The organism is Actinoplanes oblitus (assembly GCF_030252345.1).
In the GTDB taxonomy this organism is placed as follows: Bacteria; Actinomycetota; Actinomycetes; order Mycobacteriales; family Micromonosporaceae; genus Actinoplanes; species Actinoplanes oblitus.
The window spans coordinates 4,119,544-4,136,554 of sequence record NZ_CP126980.1 but is presented as its reverse complement, the minus strand read 5'-3'; the positions used below and the strand labels follow the sequence as shown (position 1 = coordinate 4,136,554).

Genomic DNA, 17,011 nt, shown 5'->3' with positions numbered 1-17,011 from the left:
GTTGGCACAGCCCGTTCCTCAAGACTTATATTACATAACGCCATAACCGCTGAGGTGTCTGGAAGAATTCCCGCCGATCCTGTCGGCACCCACGAGGTTTTGGAGCGTTCCAAGAGGTCGCCAGAAACTGCATATAGCGAATCCCGCAAGTCGTCGTCCTTCGTCGCGACTGCGAGCAGCTTTAACGCAGCCGCATGGTGGGTAAAATAAATTTTTCGAGTGGAGGCAACCTGGTCTGGCGACAAATTCTTATTGCTCAAAGAGTCAAGATAGTCGCGCGTTGCAGGCTCAGCCCGATCTCCGAGTGATCGAAACCACCCGTTAAACGAGGCGCAGGCGTCATCGCGACTAAGCCCAGTTCTAGCGGATGACTCGTCATTGTTGATTGCTCGGCTAGAGGGCGGGCGCTCGACGGGAGGATTTCCAGATTCTTCGTGGGCGCACCCCGCCATCGTCCCTACAGACAAGATAATCGCAATGGCGATCAGGCGGTAGTGCATTGTGGCTCCAGTGAATAGAAGTCTAGGCGCAACGTTACACCGATAGTCTGAGATGCGCAAATCTCACGCTATCTGCTTGTCCTTAGGGCGTGAGTCAATCCGCTGTTGATCTTGAGTTGATATCCGTCAGGCGGAACGACTCACAACAGCCCGTAAGGTATCTTCACCGCTTCTGATGCCAAGCGGTAAGGATTTGCAAGGGAAATGTCCAGGTTGAGACCGTTACGGCGTCGCCTCATGGCTTCTATGGCAATAGTGGCAACTGTCACGCTGGTTGCAAGTCTGGTTACTGTGCCGCCAGATTCCGCTATTGCTTCGTCTGTAACCCTTTTGGGTGCGGCCGATGAGCCGGCTGCTATGGCCCGCGCGCGTCAGACTGGCAGCCGAGTCCGAATTGATAGCATGACAACCGGGACAGCAGAGTTCTTTGCAACACCCGATTATCGGGTGGAAGCAAGAATTTCGGCAGGAATCGTCCGTTTTCGGCGTGACGGTTCTTGGGTTCCCATTGATCTGACGCTGCAGCGTCAGGCCGATGGTTCAATCGCGCCTAAAGCGCATCCAGACAACCTGCGCATTTCCGGAGGAAAGAACGATTCGTCCGGCTCTCTCGCTGCTGTGGGAGAGGGTGACAGCCAGCTTGCAATGGGGTGGACTGGAAAATTGCCATCTCCACAGCTTTCTGGAAGTAGAGCGACTTACCCTGAGGCGCTTCCCGGGGTAGACGTTGTGGTCCAGGCGACCGCCACAGGATTTGAGCAGTTTCTGGTAGTTAAGTCCCGTGCGGCGGCTCAGCGCATGGGATCGATCACCTTACCGCTGATGGGCAATGGTGTCGCGTCGATCAGTGCCGACGCCAACGGTCAGTTGAGGGTCCGTGATCGGTTGGGAAAGCAGCTTGGTGCTATCCCACACCCACTTATGTGGGATTCAGGTCGGACGAATAATCGTCCGAGTCTTGCTCGCTCAAAGCGACTTAAATTGACTTCGGAAGAGCCCGCAGCCGTCGCAAGATCGGCGCAGTTTAACGGCGAACTTGCAGTCAATTTGAAGGCTGATCCGAATTGGCTTTCTGACCCCAACACGGTCTACCCGGTTACAATCGATCCCCAGGTCGACCGGCTTCTAGCTACGGGCAGCATTACCGTGGTCCAGGGATACGAGTATGGCTGGCCTGATGCCGATTCGATTTTTATGGGAGCCCTGAGCGATACGCAAGCTGCGCGGGCTCTGATCGACTGGGATACGACGGCGTTGCGTGGAATGGAAGTAACCTCCGCGACGGCCAATTTCTATAGTTCCTGGGCCGCAAGCTGCGATCCTCAGCCTTGGGAAATCTGGACCACTAATGCTGCGGCCGAAGGAGTGGGTTGGGATACTCAGCCTCGATGGCTTTGGCGGGATGGTACCTCGACTGCATCCAACTGTGACGGCGGATGGTTATCGATTGATGCTACGGCATTCTTTCAATATACAGCGGTTAGTAACTCGGATCGCGGCCACATGGGAATTCGCACCGTAGACGAAAAGGACTGGTTTCAGTGGAAGCAGTTCACGTCTCGGAACGGGGACCCGAGTCAAGTTCCTTACGCTACGGTTACATACTCCCCGATCCCTTTAGAGGAGCCGGAATGGACTCAAGAGCCAGATGTTCCGGCAACGGATGGTTCAGAAGTTCCTGTTGTTAACCCAGATGAAGAGCAATACCCCTCTCTCGATGAGGACCCCTTTGCCCCGGCGCAAAGCACCGGGGTGCGCTACGCACTCGGAACTGCGCAACCCTTAAGTGACGAAGAGACACTGGAGGAACTTGGGGCGGATCCTCAGCTTGAGCAGGTGGAAGAGGGCGATGAGCCTCCGAGCGCACAGACATCGACTGCATCTACTCAGGTGGCAGCATTAGCCGCGCCGACACCCACCGCTGGGGAAAGTTGCGAGCTAGATTCCGCTGGCACGTCGTCAATATGCACCCGCCCAGCAACCGCAGCTGATATTGCAAACGCGAAGACGGCAAATCCAGGTGGAATGACACGGGCTCTTGAGGGTTTCCATAGTTCAACTCGGGTTACGGACGGTTCCGTGGGTAGCCTGAGCGTCGCTGCCGAGTACTCGACCAGCGCCTCACGTATCCCGAAGCCGGCGGATATTCCTCAGGCCTGCTACAACCGGGCGATAAATAATGACACAAGCTGGATTCGCTGGCGATATGCGGCTTGCAAGGTTGAGCCTATTCACATCAACTCTTGGTCACGGAATGCTAATGGCGTCTGGAATATTGTAGGAACCCTGGACTACTATCAATTTCTTTACATGTACACGAAGCGTAACAGTCGGAAATGGGTGTACCAGGTAGGTCTCGGCGCTTTTTCGGCAACCTTCATGGGCGAATTCATCGTTGTCGCAACGACAGGGCGCGGCGCGTCCTGCTCAAATAACTGTTCAGTGCGTTGGTCACTCCCTGCCAATAAGCCGCTTTGGGCAAACAGGCCTCTCAATGGAGTGGCGCTGATTGAGTCGAAGGTCAAGCGCGGGAAACAATCCAGCATGAGGGCGACCTGGAAGTACGAGCTGACGAACGGTGCCCCGAATGACAGGCACGCAAAGACTGCAGTGTCGACGCAAACGGTCCGATGCGATCAGGCGCTGAAAGGGTACCCAGAGAGTGTTGGGTGCGTTGTTCCTTCAGTCGTTCCCACTATGACTTATTCTCGCACGGGAAAGTTCCCGGAGCTCGCGAAGCACATCTACAACGCTCAAAACTCGGGACTTCCAGGAAAGTATCCAAACGGGTCTCCGCTGACAAAGTTAAATTCCAGTTCAAAAAGTGACTCCAACCGGTTAAAGGCATGTCCGAGCAAGTATCCGCGGCCGTCAGGAAAGTCTTGCGACGAGTACCCTATGGCGAGCACCTATCAGGGAGCTGCGCTGAATGGCGGGTCCGGTCGCACGTTTGGTACTTGCGGCGTTTCTGGAGTTTCGACCCAGGCAACTGGGGCGAGCGGGTGGAGTTTATGTATGATTAATGCAAAGCAGAACTCGGTCGGGGGCCGTGCCCTGCAAACCTTCTACTCTCAGCAACGCCTTATGAATGCCGACAAATTCCGAGTTTATAGCGCCCCGTAGGGTCGCGGCAGGGGCTCACTTGGTTGCAAGTGAGCCCCTGCTCTCGCTCTCCGACTTAGGAATCCTCATGGAGATCCAGCTTCACGTTACTTACCACGCATTTGGCCTGATCGAGGATGGCGTGGATTGGCCGATCGAAGTGCCCTTCGCGAGGAACGGGCTGATCAGTCCTTTCCTGGGTGGGGTACTCCTTCATACGGGTATTCATTCAGGGCATGTAAGGGTTAATGCCGTCTCTTACAGCAGTGTTCCACCCGAGATCAACCGGAGCCTCGACTGGGAAACCATTGCTGAGGTTACGACTAGGATAGTGTTCGGGAGACTGCGAGTGCGGTCTTATGATGAAGATCCTGGCCTATCCGCGCTCAGCGTTGCTGGACCAGGGTTGTATCGGATTAGAGCCTACTCTATCGGGCGTGATGTCGAGGTTGACGGCGTGAACTCGACAACAGAGTCATATCGTGTGGAGGTTTGGCCTACTGCTGAAGAGGACTCAATTGTGTACCGGACTAATGACGATTACGGCAGGCAAGTCTTGCAGTTCGTCATCGACGATGCAGGTAACGAGCCATCTGGAAAGGTTGTTGACGGAGCTGCATTAGATGAATGGGTCTGACTGGCGTTTAGTTTCGGTTCTGTAAGCTGTGATTGCGAAGTTGGATCGGTCTCGGGCCACCGCGACTTAACACTGCAACGGCACTCAGTGAGCTTTTTCCAAGCTGATCTTGCAGCTCATGGCAGGTATAGCAGGGCCGGTGATCGATGGGTGCGAGGCTCCAGGTAGGACAGCTGTCGACCAAGACTCGAAGCCCCGACCGGGAGCCTCGCCATGCTGTCCTACCCTGCCACGATCACGTTGTCCAGCCGGACCCTGAACCACCTCGCCGAACGCATCCGCACCCACCGCCAGCAGCGCAGATCGCGATGGCGGCGACTGAACCCCGGCCGTCAGGCCCTGCTCACCCTGGCCCACCTTCGCAACGGCGACACCTACACCCGCCTCGCCGCCGGCTTCGAGATCGGCATCGCCACCGCCTGGCGCTACGTCCAGGAGGCGATCGCCCTGCTTAGCGCAGCCGCCGACGACCTCGCCAGCGCGATGCGGCGTATCCAGCAGCTGGCGTACGCGATCCTGGACGGCACACTGATCTCGATCGACCGGGTCGCCGACCAGAAGCCGTACTACTCCGGCAAGCACAAGCGGCACGGCGTCAACGCGCAGGTCATCGCCGACGCAGCCGGGCGTCTCGTGTGGGCCTCGCCGGCGCTGCCAGGCTCGACCCACGACCTGACCGCCGCCCGCACCCACGGCATCATCGACGCGCTCACCAGCGCCGACGTAATGACCTTCGCCGACAAGGGCTACCAGGGCGCCCGCGGCAGCGTGCGCACCCCGTTCAAGCAGCGGCGCTTCCGGCCGAAGCTGTCACGCCGGCAGAAGGCGGTCAACCGGGCGCACGCGAAGATCCGCGCCCGCGGCGAACGCGCGATCGCAACCCTCAAGACCTGGAAGATCCTGTCCAAGCTGCGCTGCTGCCCGCGCCGCGCGACCGCGATCGTGCAGGCCATCCTCGTCCTGCATCACGTCGAAGCCAACCGCTACGCAGGATGAAAAGGGCTCAGTAGGCGGAACGTATCGATGATCGGCTCGTTGGGTCGTGTGTGACGGCGATCGAGGTTGATCAGTGGTCGGGTGAGTTGGATCGGTTGCATGCCCGTTTCGCTGACCGGTTCACCCGGTCGGAACCACGGCGGCGGGCCCGGCAGTATCTGTCCGGGTTGGTCGCCGGCCTGGATCGTAAGAACGGGTGGACTCTCGCCGAGCAGGCGGGGGACGTGTCGCCGGACGGGATGCAGCGGCTGTTGCGGTGGGCCGACTGGGACATCGACGGCGTCCGCGACGTGGTGCGGGACTACGTGATCGAGAATCTCGGTGACCCACGCGGTGTGCTGATCATCGACGACACCGGCTTCCTGAAGGAGGGCGTGAGGTCCGCGGGCGTGGCCCGGCAGTATTCCGGGACCGCCGGGCGGATCGAGAATTGCCAGATCGGGGTCTTCCTGGCTTACCGTTCGACGCGGGGACACGCTTTGATCGATCGGCAGCTGTATCTGCCGGCGGTGTGGACCGATGACCGTGATCGTTGTCGGGCGGCCGGGGTCCCGGACGAGGTCGACTTCGCCACGAAGGTGCAGATGGCGCGGGAGATGCTGGCGCGGGCGTTCGCTGCTGGGGTGCCGGCGGCGTGGGTGACGATGGACGAGGCGTACGGGCAGTGGAAGTCGTTGCGGGTCTGGCTCGAGGATCACGACCAGCCGCATGTGGTGGCGACCCGGTGCAACGACGACGTGGTCACCACCAGCATGGGTCGGGCCCGTGTCGACGAGCTGATCGCGTCTCTGCCGGGCCGGGCCTGGTCGCGGATCTCCGCTGGCCGAGGTGCTCACGGGCCACGGGAGTACTGGTGGGCGCGGGTCCCGATCCGGGTCTTCTGGCGGCCAGGCCGCGGGCACTGGCTGATGGCCCGGCGCAATATGAGCACCGGCGAGTTGGCGTACTACGTCTGTTACGGGCCGCGGAAGACCCGGCTGATGGACCTGGCCCGGATCGCCGGAACCCGCGGGGCGGTCGAGGAGTGCTTCCAGCAGGCCAAAGGCCAGGCCGGCCTGGATGAGTACCAGGTCCGGGACTGGCGGGCCTGGTATGCCCACATCACCTTGTCGATGGCCGCTTACGCCTGGCTCGTCGTCGCCCGGGCTCTGACCTCGCCAGAGCAAACAGCAGCGGTGACGACATGATGATCGGCTACACGGTACCGGAGATCCGGCGCCTGCTGGCCGCACTGTTCGTCCGCGTCACCAGCCCAAACACATCTGGTGGTGGTCACGCTGGCGACGACGACGCCAACACCAAGCCCGCCTCAGTCATTACAAACGCCGCGGTTACCCACTCTGCTAAGTGCCGTTGCAGTATTAAGGAAGGTGTTCTCGCATTGGCGGCACCTGCCCGCCGACACCACACCGGAGGCTATCGCCGACTGTGTCTACCGGCTGTTCAACGCCGACCTCGATCAGTTGCAGGCCGCCCGCACACGCGCCGATGACAACAGCAACGAAATGAGCTTCCTCGCCGCCTGCTCCTACCGGCTGTTGAGATTGCGCTCGCTATCGGTGGGTGATGTCATCGGCGTCACCACCGTAGAGAACACCACGTGGCTGGCGTGCGAGCCCGCCGGCTGGCGACACATCGATAGCCCCGAACACATCACCGGCCACGGACTGATCCCCGCCACCGCGTACGAACACCTCAGGCGAGACCGCCGTGCCTGACCACCCATGCCACCAGCACTCTCCGGGCCGCCACTCCGGCACCTGCCTGACCGGCACCTGCGGGTTCTGCGGCACCAGTCTCGACATGGTCGCCTCCGGCGAATGCCGCGCATGTCTGCGCATCGTGTGCGAGAGCTGCGACAGCGGATATCAGACCCACCTCGGCCCGATCTGCAGCCCATGCACCCCGCCACCGAGCAGTCCCGCAAGCGACGGCCTCGCCGACGCCGGTGAAGCGGAACCTCACCGGCTCTGCGTGTTCGAATTCGACCTAGCCTGTGGGCACGTCGTCACCGTCGCCCTGACTGGCTGGTACCCGATCACGGTGTCGTGCTGCGGCCGGCTCGGCGGCAGCATCCGCGACAACATCTACGTGCCGTACGACGCGCATGTCGACTACGCCAGGTTGCAGTCGGAGCGCTACGAGGTGCGCCTCCAGGGCACACGGCCGGCCCCGATGCAGATCATCGGCCGGCGTTTGCGCACCGATGCGCCGTATCAGCCGCCGTGTCGCGGCATCCCCGGCAGCTCGGGACGCTTCCCGGCCCACGTCGGCGCCGCCTTCAGCCTCGACGGCACTCACGCGACAACAGAAGACACCTGAACTTCCCAACATTCCCAGTGTTGGGCGGGGTCGAAACCGCGGTCTGCTCCCCCGCCGGCGTTGAATGCGGTCCCCCGAAGCGGGTGACCCCGGATGACCGGGCGCTGCCGCTGTCACCGGCTCCCCTGTGATGCGTGATGCGGCCGCCCTGTGACCGACGCCAGCGAATGCGGCCCGCGACATCTCGCCTTCACGAAAGTGAGAATCTCTTGGACCAGCGGAACGAGTCCGCCAGGGGCGACACCCGACGCGAGGTCGATGTTGCCGATAACCGAATAGCCCGGGTGGCGCTCACCTTGCTAGCCGAGCCCGGCAACCAGACGGTCTGGTCGATGGTCGAGCAGCACGGCGCACCCGCAGCCCTGCAGCAGGTGCTGGCCGGCGACATCGCCGACCCGGCATTACGCAAAGCGGTCAAGGTCAACCTTGCCACCGTGGACCCGCTGCGCCACGCCGAGATCGCGTTACGCCGCGCCGACCGCGTCGGAGCACGACTGGTGGTCCCGACCGACAGCGAATGGCCGACAGCGGTCAACGACCTGGCTATGGTCGACTTGGGCGCACCCGGACCGGCCAGAGACGGCATCCGGCCACCGTTGTGTTTGTGGGTTCGCGGCGACCGGCCCGTCAGCGAGGCGTTCACACAGGCGCTGTCGATCGTGGGGGCGCGAGCCGCAACCGCCTACGGCATGTACGTCAGCGATGTCCTTGCCACCGGTCTCGCCGGTCATGGGTGGACGGTCACCTCAGGCGGTGGCCACGGCGTGGATACAGCTGCTCATCAGGCAACGCTGGCGGCCGGCGGCAGTACGGCTGTGATGCTCGCTTGCGGTGTCGACCGGCCCTACCCTGCCGGGAACTCCGCGATGTTCGACCGGATCGCCGAGCGTGGCCTGCTGATCAGTGAATGGCCGCCCGGTGCGGAACCAGTGCGGCATCGGTTTCTTTTCTGGACTTGCTGGCCGGGGCGGTAAGCCCCGACCGCTGTTGCTGTCTGTGACTACCGCTCCCACTCCAGGGTGATCTTTGCCTTGCGGGGGAGCACCAAGTAGGCCAGGCCGAGCGTGGCGGCCAGGGCGATGCCGCTATGGAGCTCTGTCTGCAGATTAGCCGGAACTAGATCCAACGCTTGAGAGAGCGACGAGACCAACAACGTGCTGCAGCCGCCGGTGGCAACAACCTTCACCCTGCGGTCGGTGCTGGGGTCGGACTCGTTTGGGGTCGTGTTCCTGTTTTTGGGCGTGCAAGAGCCATCCGCGTTCGCGGGCATGGGGAAACCTCCAGGAGGCCGGGCGAGAAGAAGAAGCTGGGGATTCGCCGCTCGCGACCGTCCGCGGTCGCGAGCGGCGACTTCGTCGCAGGAGGGACGGGCTCAGCTGAACGCCGGCCTGGTCCTCGGCTTCGTCGTGCTGGGGATGTGGAGTTCGCGGGCCTGCCGACTGTCGAACTGGTCACCCAACCGGATTAGCTTCCTGCGGACGCGCTCGCCAAATGCCGGCGGTTGACCGGCAGCGGCGGCGGCTAGATCCCAGGTCATGTCGTCGTGGCCTGCATAGAGGTCAGCGACTTCTCGTTCTCCGGGCTTGAGCTTGTTGAGGACGCGGTCGATGCGGGGGTCCCGGAACTCGGGCAGGTTGAGCACGAAGTCCTCGACGGAGTCGGGATCGGCAAGCGCCTCGACCAAGGTGAGAACCATGTCGCTGTCGCTGTCCGCCGGACTCAGCGGCGCGTTCAGGGACACGACGCGGCGGTGCCGAAGCTCAGTGTCACTGACCATCCGATGGTTGCGGTGAAGGTCTCTGATCCGCTTGAGCAGCACCTTCTTGACGTCCTTCGGCTCCGCCTTCAACCAGGCGTCCTCGAGCAGTGCCTCCTTCGCGGCCTCGACGTGCGGCCGGCCTTTCGGGAAGAGGTCCAGGAAGGCGAGCATGAACTCCCTGACGATCTCCTCGCTGTTCTCCTCGTGGATGATCGCCTCGCGGGTCCGGACGGCCGCCCAGAAGACCGCGCGGACCGCCCACTCGACGATCGTCTTGGTCATTGCCGACCCGCCAGGCCATTCGAAGCCGCGGATGATCTTCGTGATGGTGTCCGTGATCGGCCGGACGATCTCGGTGAGGTCGGGTAGCTTCCAGCTCCAGGAGCCCACCATCGAGCTGAACTGCTGCCTCAACTTCGCCTGGTAGGTCATGAAGCCCGAAGCCCACTCACGCGTGTGCCGGAAGCTGCCCATGAGCCAGTCGGAGGTGCCGGTCACCGCGTCCCGGATGCGCTGGGGGACGCGGAACGTGGGCCGGGCGTAGGCGGCGATCTGCTCCTGGACACGGCGCAGCGGGCCGGGCATCGGGACCCGGACGGATCGCTGAAGCCTCTCCTGCATCTGCGCGAACACCCGGAGCCCGGGCGGAAGCACCATCTGCGCGATCTCACGCATCGTTTCCTGGAGGGGAGCGACCACGCTCGCGACGGCCTTCGCGAAGTCAGCGAAGACCTTCCGGAAACCGTCGCCGGCCGGCCCGGACAGTGCAGCCTCCATGAGCGCGAGGAGGCGGGCCTCGCGGGGTTGGCGGGGGCGACGAGCCTGCTGGGCGGCTTCACGGTCGCGGCGGGTGAACCGCCCGTCGATCAGTCGGCGCCGCGCCCGGAAGGCGACGCTGCGAGTCAGAACCCGCTGGCGGCGCCGGATCACCATGTCCTTCGGCGGTGACACCACGACGCTGGGCGTGCCCGGTGCCGCCGTGGTGACCGGGTGGAACATGGCAGCCAGCCGGGCAGCTGCCCGATTCGGGTTCGCGGTCGCCGCCCGGTGGAACGCCGCGGCCAGGGGGATCCCCCGGCGGGTCGGCGTGGTGAGCGAGTCGGGGCTCTCCGCGGCGGCCGGCTCGTTGTCGTTCATGGTGCTCCTTCGTGTCTGGAGTGGTTCTCTCTTACTCCTCCAGGCCGTCAGAGCGGGGTACCGGCAAAAAATCTTCAAAATCTTCTGGAGAGTTGTCCGGCGGGGGGCTGCCGGGTCGTGACCAAGCAGCTGCCGCGTTGAAGTTTATGGGCTCCGACCGACATCTCGAGGCTGAGGCCGTCGGGCGGCCGGCGACGTGCGGCCGCCGTCACGAGACTCGCCTTGTCTAACGCCCAGCATAGTCTCACGCATATAGTCGCGTGCATGGCGAAGTCGATCCGCCTCATGGGCTCCCATGAGATCCGCGTTCGTCTCGGCGGCATCAGTCGCCAGCGCGTCTACCAACTCACCAGACGCGCCGACTTCCCGGCCCCGGTCGCCGACCTGCGGCAGGGGAAGGTGTGGCACTTCGACGACGTCGAGTCGTGGATCGCGGCCCGCCGGCCCCACCAGGTCGACCTCGACGAGGGCGAGGCGTAATCCGGGCGCGGGGAGGGCGCTTCAGGTCAGCTGTGCGTGCACCTTTGGGTCCTGTGGGCTGTTTAGCGTGATTCGTTTTCCCTTTTCGCCGAACAGTTTCCTTATTGATACTCAATTATCGAACCGGACAATCCCGTCGCGGGAGGAGGGCCGCATCCGGGGGTTTCACCATTCGCGGATTCTGCTCTAACCTGAAGAGTGAGCGGGAATAGTTCCGCGGGCGCGCCGACCTTCGGGTCGACGCGGACGTGATGAAGCCCCGGGTTGCAGCCCGGGGCCTCGCGAACGAATCCGCAGCTCAGGTCGGTGTCGAGCAGCTGGAGGTTCGGTTTGTTACTGATCAGGTTGATAATACAACGCTTGGTTGCCGTTCGTAAACCAAAGTCGTTGACGGTGTCGTTGCCGCTGTTAGTAAACGCGGCAAACGAGTCAGCTCCGGTGGTGACGTCATGAATGGCGAAAACATCGGGTTGTGGCTGGCGGTCGCTATTACCATGTCGGCGGTGTTCGGCCTCGGCGCCGCAGTCTTAATGGTGTGGTTGAAGCAGACGAAGGTGAAGGCGGTGATCGTCGCGGGTGGAACGTTCGGCGCGGTGATGACGCTCTCCGTGCTGATCTTCACGCTCTTGGTGATGGTGAACAGCATGTAGCGGTTCGCCGGTCGTCGTGGTTGTTCCGCGGCGGCCGGCCCGATCCGGCCCTCCTCGCTTCGGCGAGGAGGGCCTCCTTGTACTCGGGGACGAACACCATTCCGACCGGACGCCTGCGCGCGAGGCGCGTGGTGTCGTCTTCTCAGCCCGGGTCCCGGACGACGGGAAGCCCGAGGTCCACTGGTCCGGTGGACGGTTGCCGGTCGAGTGCGCCCAGCTTCGAGCGGGCGGCATCGAGGCTGACCCGGAGCCCTTGGACCTCGCCGAGCCACCCGTTCTCGTGGGCCTCGGTGATGCGCTCCTCGAGGTTGGTCGCGATCTCGACGAGGCGGTGGCGTTGGTCGGGGTCGACGCGGAGCATCGGGCATCGGATGCAGGCGTGCTCGTGATTGCAGGGGGTGCCGTAGGGCCGGCCGCAGGTGCCGAGCTCCAACTTCCGGAGCTGGAAGTGCTGCTGAAACTCCTCCCACTCGGCGTCCGTGGGATCCCGGTATTCGCCGGCCGGGCGCAAGGCTCGTCGTTCGGCGACGAACGCCCGGTAGGAGCGGATCAGGTCGTCCTGGAAGACCGCGAGATAGGCCTGGGTGGTGTTGAGGTTCGCGTGCCCGAGCAGCCGGGCCGCAATGTGAACCGGCAGCCCGCCGGCGACAGCCTCGGTGACGAACATCCTCCGGAAGTCGTGCGGGGTGTAGCGGAGCGCCTCGCCGGCGGCGTCCGTGAGACCGGCGAGGCGCAGGATGTCGTTGAGATTTCGCTGAACGAGACGCTGGCTGATCACCTCGCGCCGCCAGCCGAGAACGTGTTGGAACAGGTGGGGAAGCATCGGCCCGGTCGTGCGCTCGTGCGGGTCATATCGGGCGACGAGCGGGACCCGCCCGGTCTGAGGATCCCGGATCCTCTTGATGATCGTGGCGAGGACGCTGGCGAGCTCCGGCGTGACGAGCAACAGCCGCTCGCTGTTCGACTTCGACGGGACGATCTGCAGGAGCGGGACGACTTCACCGGTGTCGCGCAGCTTGTAGGAGATCAGCGCCAGATGGGTCATCTCCAACAGCTCTTCGAGACGGACACCGGTATGCCGCAGCGTCTCGAGGAGCGCCCACCTCCAGAACGCGGAGTTCTCGGCGACCGTGACGTTGATCTGCTCGTCGCTGGCCAAGTTGGTGGCGTGGACGTGCTCGGGACCGCGCTGACGGTGGCTGCGGTGCGTGGCGGTCTGAGGGGCAGTGCGACGGAACACGGTGCCGTTGTAGTCAAACGTGTCGCCGACCAGGGTTGCCTCGACGCTGGACAGTAGCGCCTGGTGGTAGGCCCGGTTGCGTTCCGCTGCCTGGACCAGCAGCGGCAGGTGGGGCAGCCGATCACGGATGCGCTGGTGCATTTCCGCGGTAGCGCTCTTCTTGACCTTGGCGTAGCCCTCGGTGTCGCTCTTGCGGATCGGGCTCGGCGCGGCGAACGGCGCCCAAGACGGATCCTCCAGGGCCCACTCCTGGAGATCGAGGTAGAACGCCCGGACACGCATGAACAGCGCGATGCGGTCGCGCCGGGGGCGACCCGGGTAGCGAGGATCGGTGACGAACTGAGCCCGTTCTTTCCAGGCGAGGGCGACATCAGGGTGCAGGTGAAGCGAGTCGATTTCTGGATGGTGCTTCTCCAGGTCGGCCCAGAAGTTGCCGACCAGGTGGCCGATCAAGCCGCGGAAGGAGCCGTAGTCCATCGCCGGGCGCCGCTCCTCGCAGTAACGGATCAGGACGTCCCGGACGGTCTGGGAGCGCAAGTTGAACACGTCGATCATCTCCGCGGTCGGTCGCTGACCGACGCGGATCGCGGCGCGGAACGTGTGGTCGCCGGGCAAGATGCCCAGGCCGCGGAGCACCTCCCAAGCAGCGTGCAGGCCGGGCAGGTGCCGGCCGATTGCGCGGACGCTCCAGGCCCGGGCCAGGAAGAAGTCCTCGGGTCCGAGCTCGCCGACGTCCTTGCCGGAGTGCAGCACCAACTTGGCCAGCGTGATCAGCGGCTGGTTTGCCTGGCGGCCGATCATGCCCAGGCGCGTCGCCTCGGAGGCCGCGCGGGTGAACAGGTCCGGGCTGACGGTCAGGCGGACTTCGTCGAAGAGGGCGTAGGCCTTATATCGGTGCAGAAACCAGTAACTGGGCCGAAGGACGCGCAGCAGGAGTAGGGCTCGCATGCCTTGAAGGAGCTGGTCTTCGGGGGCGGGGTAGGTGGCCGCCATGACCATGTCTCGCCAGGATCGGTCGTGGATATCTGCCGCCAGCCAGCGAGCCTGCCACCCGTCTCCGGGATAGGTGGCGAGCCATTCCAGGATCTGGCCGGTTCCGCGACGGCATCTGTTGCGGTCAGCGCCGACGGCCGGCCATGTCGGAAGCTGAGGCAGCGCGTCGAGGACCTTGTCGATGTCGCTCCGGTCGAGCCGGCCCAGCGGATGGTCGCGGGGGGTGATCAGTTCGCCCTGGGTCACCTGTCGCCAGTGCGGCGGAACGACCGCTGCAGTCGTGGTCACTGCGCGACTCGATTGGCGAAGAGGACCGACATGTCGTCAGCGTCGTATCGGCTGGCCGGCAGGGGTCGTGGGGGTGCGGTGAGGAGGCGCCCGCGTTCGGCGTGGTGCTCCTGAACCCGCTTGACCACTTCCGCGTCGTCGTCTTCGAGATAGATCTGGGTGGTGGTGAGGTGGGCATGCCCCAGGAGAAGCTGGACGTCCCGCAGGGACAGATTCTTGTCCCTGGCCATTCGCAGGGCGCAGGTGTGCCGGCAGTCGTGCATCGACCAGTTCGCGCCTAGCAGTCCATTGGCCCGGCGCAAGACGGCTCGCAGAGCGTCATAGGTGAGCTCGACGCGTCTGGGGCGTTCGCCATCGTGTTGGCGGCGAAGTGTCCACCAAAGCGGGTCGCCCGGGCGCAGTCGAGAGACCTCTGCGAGGTAGAGACGCAGCCAGACGAACGCTTCCGAGCTGGCCGGCAGCCACTGCTCGGCTCCGGAGCCCTTGCGGCGCACCCGGATCAGCTGGTCACCCCAGTCGATGTCGCAGGCGCGCAGCCCGAGCAGCTCGCTCGCGCGGGCCGCCGTGCTGATCGCCAGCGTAAGAATGGCCCGGTCCCGGTTCGACTTCATCGCCTTGAAGAGATCGAGCCAGGCCTCGTCCGGCATGGCCCGAGGCTTCTGCTTCGGGACCTTGGGGTTATAGCGCAGCCGGCCTTCCGGCCGGAACGGCTCCAACGCATTGTGGTGTGCATTCGGTCGGGCACCCCGCCGAGCACGAGGCACCGGGTTTAGCAGCGGACCCTGCCCCTCCTCGATCCAGTACTCGTAGAAGGCGCGCAACACGGCGTTGCTGTGCCGGACAGTGCGAGGCTTGTACTGGTCGCCCAAGTGCTCCTTGCGCGTGACCGGATTGACGGTTCCGGCCGTCGCGGCTGAGGCGACGCGGCGCTTCGCGACCGGCTTCTCAGTGTGCTGGAGCCAGAGCACCAGGTCCTTCGTCTCAACGGCGGTCGCCCGATCCCAAGCGACGTCGACAGCACGGAGAAACCGCCACCAGCGCAGCAAGGTGTAGGCATAACTCCGGACGGAACCGGCGCTGTTGCCTCGGGCGACGAAGTCCCGAAGGTACCGGTGTACCGCCTCGATCGGTTCGTCCGCATCGTCGTAGACCGTGAACGGCACCGGCCCGTCGGACGGACCGACTCGACCCCACTCCGGCAACTTGATCGAGGCCACATCTCGCTCGGGCCGCTCAAAATAATCCACGCCGACGACTCCCGCTCGGAGACCAACTGTCTGGTGACCAACGTCGATGTCACGCCAGCGGACACGCTCCGTATACCGAAAGAGTGGATCCGTTCCTCAGCGCGGTAGTTCGGTCAACAGGTCTGCTGCGAAACAGAGTCCTCGCGGCCACGGCCGGCACAGTGCTGGTCGAAGCCACACCCCGCAGCGGATCCCTGCAGGTGATCAGCCGGGCGATCGCCCTCAACCGGCCGGCGCTGGTCGTGCCGGGCTCGGTGACCTCGCAGATGTCGAAGGGCTGCCACGAACTGCTGCGCACGCACCCGGCCGCGCGGGTGGTCACCTGCGTTGACGACATCCTGGACGAGATCGCCCGGCCACGCGGGTAGACCGTGGTCGGGGCTGGCGCTCTGGCCGTCGCTGCCCTGACGCGCTTGTACCGGCCCCGTCCCGGGCCGGCAAGGGCGCGGCACCCGCCATCCCACCGTCATACCGGCCTCCGAGGGTGGCGTCGTCGCTGGTGGGATGCCCGGGCTGGGCCCTGGCCTGCCCTGGGCCGTCAGGGCCGGTACGCGCACCGGGTCAGCGCGGCCCGGCGCCCGCCCAGGACCGGTGTACCGCGATCGGACGCCTCCCCCGATCGCGGTACACCCCCGGGGCTTCACCAGTCGGGCCACACCCGTTTGCGATGCCTAGGAGTGACCCATGCCCGAATCGGCGTACATGACCGTGCGTGGTCCTGCCGACCTGCTGGCCACCGTTCCCTACCTCATGGGGTACCACCCCCGCGACTGCGTCGTGGTCGTGTTCGTCACCGAGAACGGACGCGTCAAGTGCGTGTTCAGCACCGACCGGCAGAAGCCGGCCCCGACGATCGTGCAGAACAGCATCGCCACGGCCATCAGCGCGGACACCACAGCCGCGTTCATCATCGGCTACGGGCCGATGACCGACCGCGACCCGCTCATCCAGATCGCTGACCGGCTGCATCACGCCGTATCGGTCCAGGCCTGTCTGCTGGTGAACAACGACCGCTACTACTGCCTGAACCAGGGGTGCCCTTGCACCCCCGCCGGCGGCGCGATTCTGGACGTCTCCGGCAGCGTCATGGCTGCCGAGATGACGTTGCAGGGCCGGGTCGCGCTGCCGTCCCGCCAGGATGTCGAAGCTCTCGCCGCCGCCGACACCGAAGCCCAGGCCCGCACCGCGGCGCTCATCGCCGGCCTGCCGAGCCCGCCAGCGGATCCGGTGGGTGTGGTGCACTCCTGCATGGCCTGTGCGGAGACCGCCGAGCGGCTCAGCGACGACCAGGTCGCGCTCCTGGCAGTAGCGCTCACCACCGTAGATGGCCGCACCGCAGCCTGGGAGGCCACGACCGGCACCGCGTGGCAGGGCGCCCTGTGGCTGGACCTGACGCGTCGGGTTCCCGAGCAGTACGTGGCGACCCCGGCGAACCTGCTTGCCTGGACATCGTGGCGGCGCGGTGAGCCGGCGCTGGCCCGCACCGCTCTGGACACGGCGGCCACCGCTATGCCCGGCAACACGCTATCGAACCTGATCGGTGTCCTGCTCAACTCGCCGATCAATCCGGACACGCTGCCCTGGCCACTGCCGGAGGACTTCGATCCGCGGCACCTGATCCCGTAGCGCCCGCGGTGCCCGGTGTTCCGGTGGCCATCCG

Annotated in this window: 15 protein-coding genes; 11 read left to right on the top strand and 4 right to left on the bottom strand. The window is 64.3% G+C overall.

The annotated features are described in order from the left end of the window. Positions 1-755: 755 nt before the first annotated feature. From Actob_RS18630 to Actob_RS18600, 7 genes are all read left to right on the top strand, one after another. Positions 756-3,623, top strand: a complete 2,868-nt coding sequence (locus tag Actob_RS18630; RefSeq protein WP_284921507.1) for a DNRLRE domain-containing protein — start codon at positions 756-758, stop codon at positions 3,621-3,623. Between the two features lie 67 nt (positions 3,624-3,690). After that, a complete protein-coding gene (locus tag Actob_RS18625; RefSeq protein WP_284921506.1) occupies positions 3,691-4,239 on the top strand; it encodes a hypothetical protein in 549 nt (182 codons plus the stop codon). Positions 4,240-4,452: 213 nt separating this feature from the next. After that, on the top strand, positions 4,453-5,235 hold the full coding sequence (locus Actob_RS18620; protein WP_284921247.1) for a transposase family protein: 783 nt from the start codon (positions 4,453-4,455) through the stop codon (positions 5,233-5,235). Between the two features lie 59 nt (positions 5,236-5,294). Next, entirely contained in the window at positions 5,295-6,422 is a 1,128-nt protein-coding gene (locus Actob_RS18615; protein WP_284922342.1) for an IS701 family transposase, read from the top strand. 183 nt (positions 6,423-6,605) lie between these two features. Continuing rightward, positions 6,606-6,953 carry a hypothetical protein gene (locus Actob_RS18610; protein WP_284921504.1) on the top strand — a complete coding sequence of 116 codons (348 nt, stop codon included), beginning with the start codon at positions 6,606-6,608 and terminating at the stop codon, positions 6,951-6,953. A 256-nt stretch (positions 6,954-7,209) separates the two neighbouring features. Further along, complete coding sequence (locus Actob_RS18605) at positions 7,210-7,557, top strand: hypothetical protein (protein ID WP_284921503.1); 348 nt, start codon at positions 7,210-7,212, stop codon at positions 7,555-7,557. A 284-nt stretch (positions 7,558-7,841) separates the two neighbouring features. After that, positions 7,842-8,531 carry a DNA-processing protein DprA gene (locus Actob_RS18600; protein WP_284921502.1) on the top strand — a complete coding sequence of 230 codons (690 nt, stop codon included), beginning with the start codon at positions 7,842-7,844 and terminating at the stop codon, positions 8,529-8,531. Positions 8,532-8,557: 26 nt separating this feature from the next. Here the strand turns inward: Actob_RS18600 and Actob_RS18595 are convergent, their stop codons facing one another. Both Actob_RS18595 and Actob_RS18590 read right to left on the bottom strand, forming a co-directional pair. Then, complete coding sequence (locus tag Actob_RS18595; RefSeq protein WP_284921501.1) at positions 8,558-8,827, bottom strand: hypothetical protein; 270 nt, start codon at positions 8,825-8,827, stop codon at positions 8,558-8,560. 102 nt (positions 8,828-8,929) lie between these two features. Then, entirely contained in the window at positions 8,930-10,453 is a 1,524-nt protein-coding gene (locus Actob_RS18590; RefSeq protein WP_284921500.1) for a hypothetical protein, read from the bottom strand. Positions 10,454-10,717: 264 nt separating this feature from the next. On the opposite strand from Actob_RS18590, the gene Actob_RS18585 reads away from it, so the two are divergent. Both Actob_RS18585 and Actob_RS18580 read left to right on the top strand, forming a co-directional pair. Beyond that, positions 10,718-10,933 carry a helix-turn-helix transcriptional regulator gene (locus tag Actob_RS18585; RefSeq protein WP_284921499.1) on the top strand — a complete coding sequence of 72 codons (216 nt, stop codon included), beginning with the start codon at positions 10,718-10,720 and terminating at the stop codon, positions 10,931-10,933. A 449-nt stretch (positions 10,934-11,382) separates the two neighbouring features. Further along, positions 11,383-11,583: a hypothetical protein gene (locus Actob_RS18580; RefSeq protein ID WP_284921498.1), complete on the top strand. Its 201-nt coding sequence runs from the start codon at positions 11,383-11,385 to the stop codon at positions 11,581-11,583. A 142-nt stretch (positions 11,584-11,725) separates the two neighbouring features. Here Actob_RS18580 and Actob_RS18575 read toward each other — a convergent pair whose 3' ends face one another. Beyond that, the gene (locus tag Actob_RS18575) at positions 11,726-14,062 is read right to left on the bottom strand and encodes a tyrosine-type recombinase/integrase (RefSeq protein ID WP_284921497.1); all 2,337 of its coding nucleotides are present in this window, start codon (positions 14,060-14,062) and stop codon (positions 11,726-11,728) included. 38 nt (positions 14,063-14,100) lie between these two features. Then, positions 14,101-15,351: a tyrosine-type recombinase/integrase gene (locus Actob_RS18570; RefSeq protein WP_284921496.1), complete on the bottom strand. Its 1,251-nt coding sequence runs from the start codon at positions 15,349-15,351 to the stop codon at positions 14,101-14,103. 161 nt (positions 15,352-15,512) lie between these two features. Between Actob_RS18570 and Actob_RS18565 the strand changes: the two genes are divergently transcribed. Then, positions 15,513-15,719, top strand: a complete 207-nt coding sequence (locus Actob_RS18565) for a DNA-processing protein DprA (protein ID WP_328518435.1) — start codon at positions 15,513-15,515, stop codon at positions 15,717-15,719. A gap of 316 nt (positions 15,720-16,035) precedes the next feature. Continuing rightward, positions 16,036-16,977 carry a DUF4192 domain-containing protein gene (locus tag Actob_RS18560; RefSeq protein ID WP_284921495.1) on the top strand — a complete coding sequence of 314 codons (942 nt, stop codon included), beginning with the start codon at positions 16,036-16,038 and terminating at the stop codon, positions 16,975-16,977. Positions 16,978-17,011: the final 34 nt, after the last annotated feature.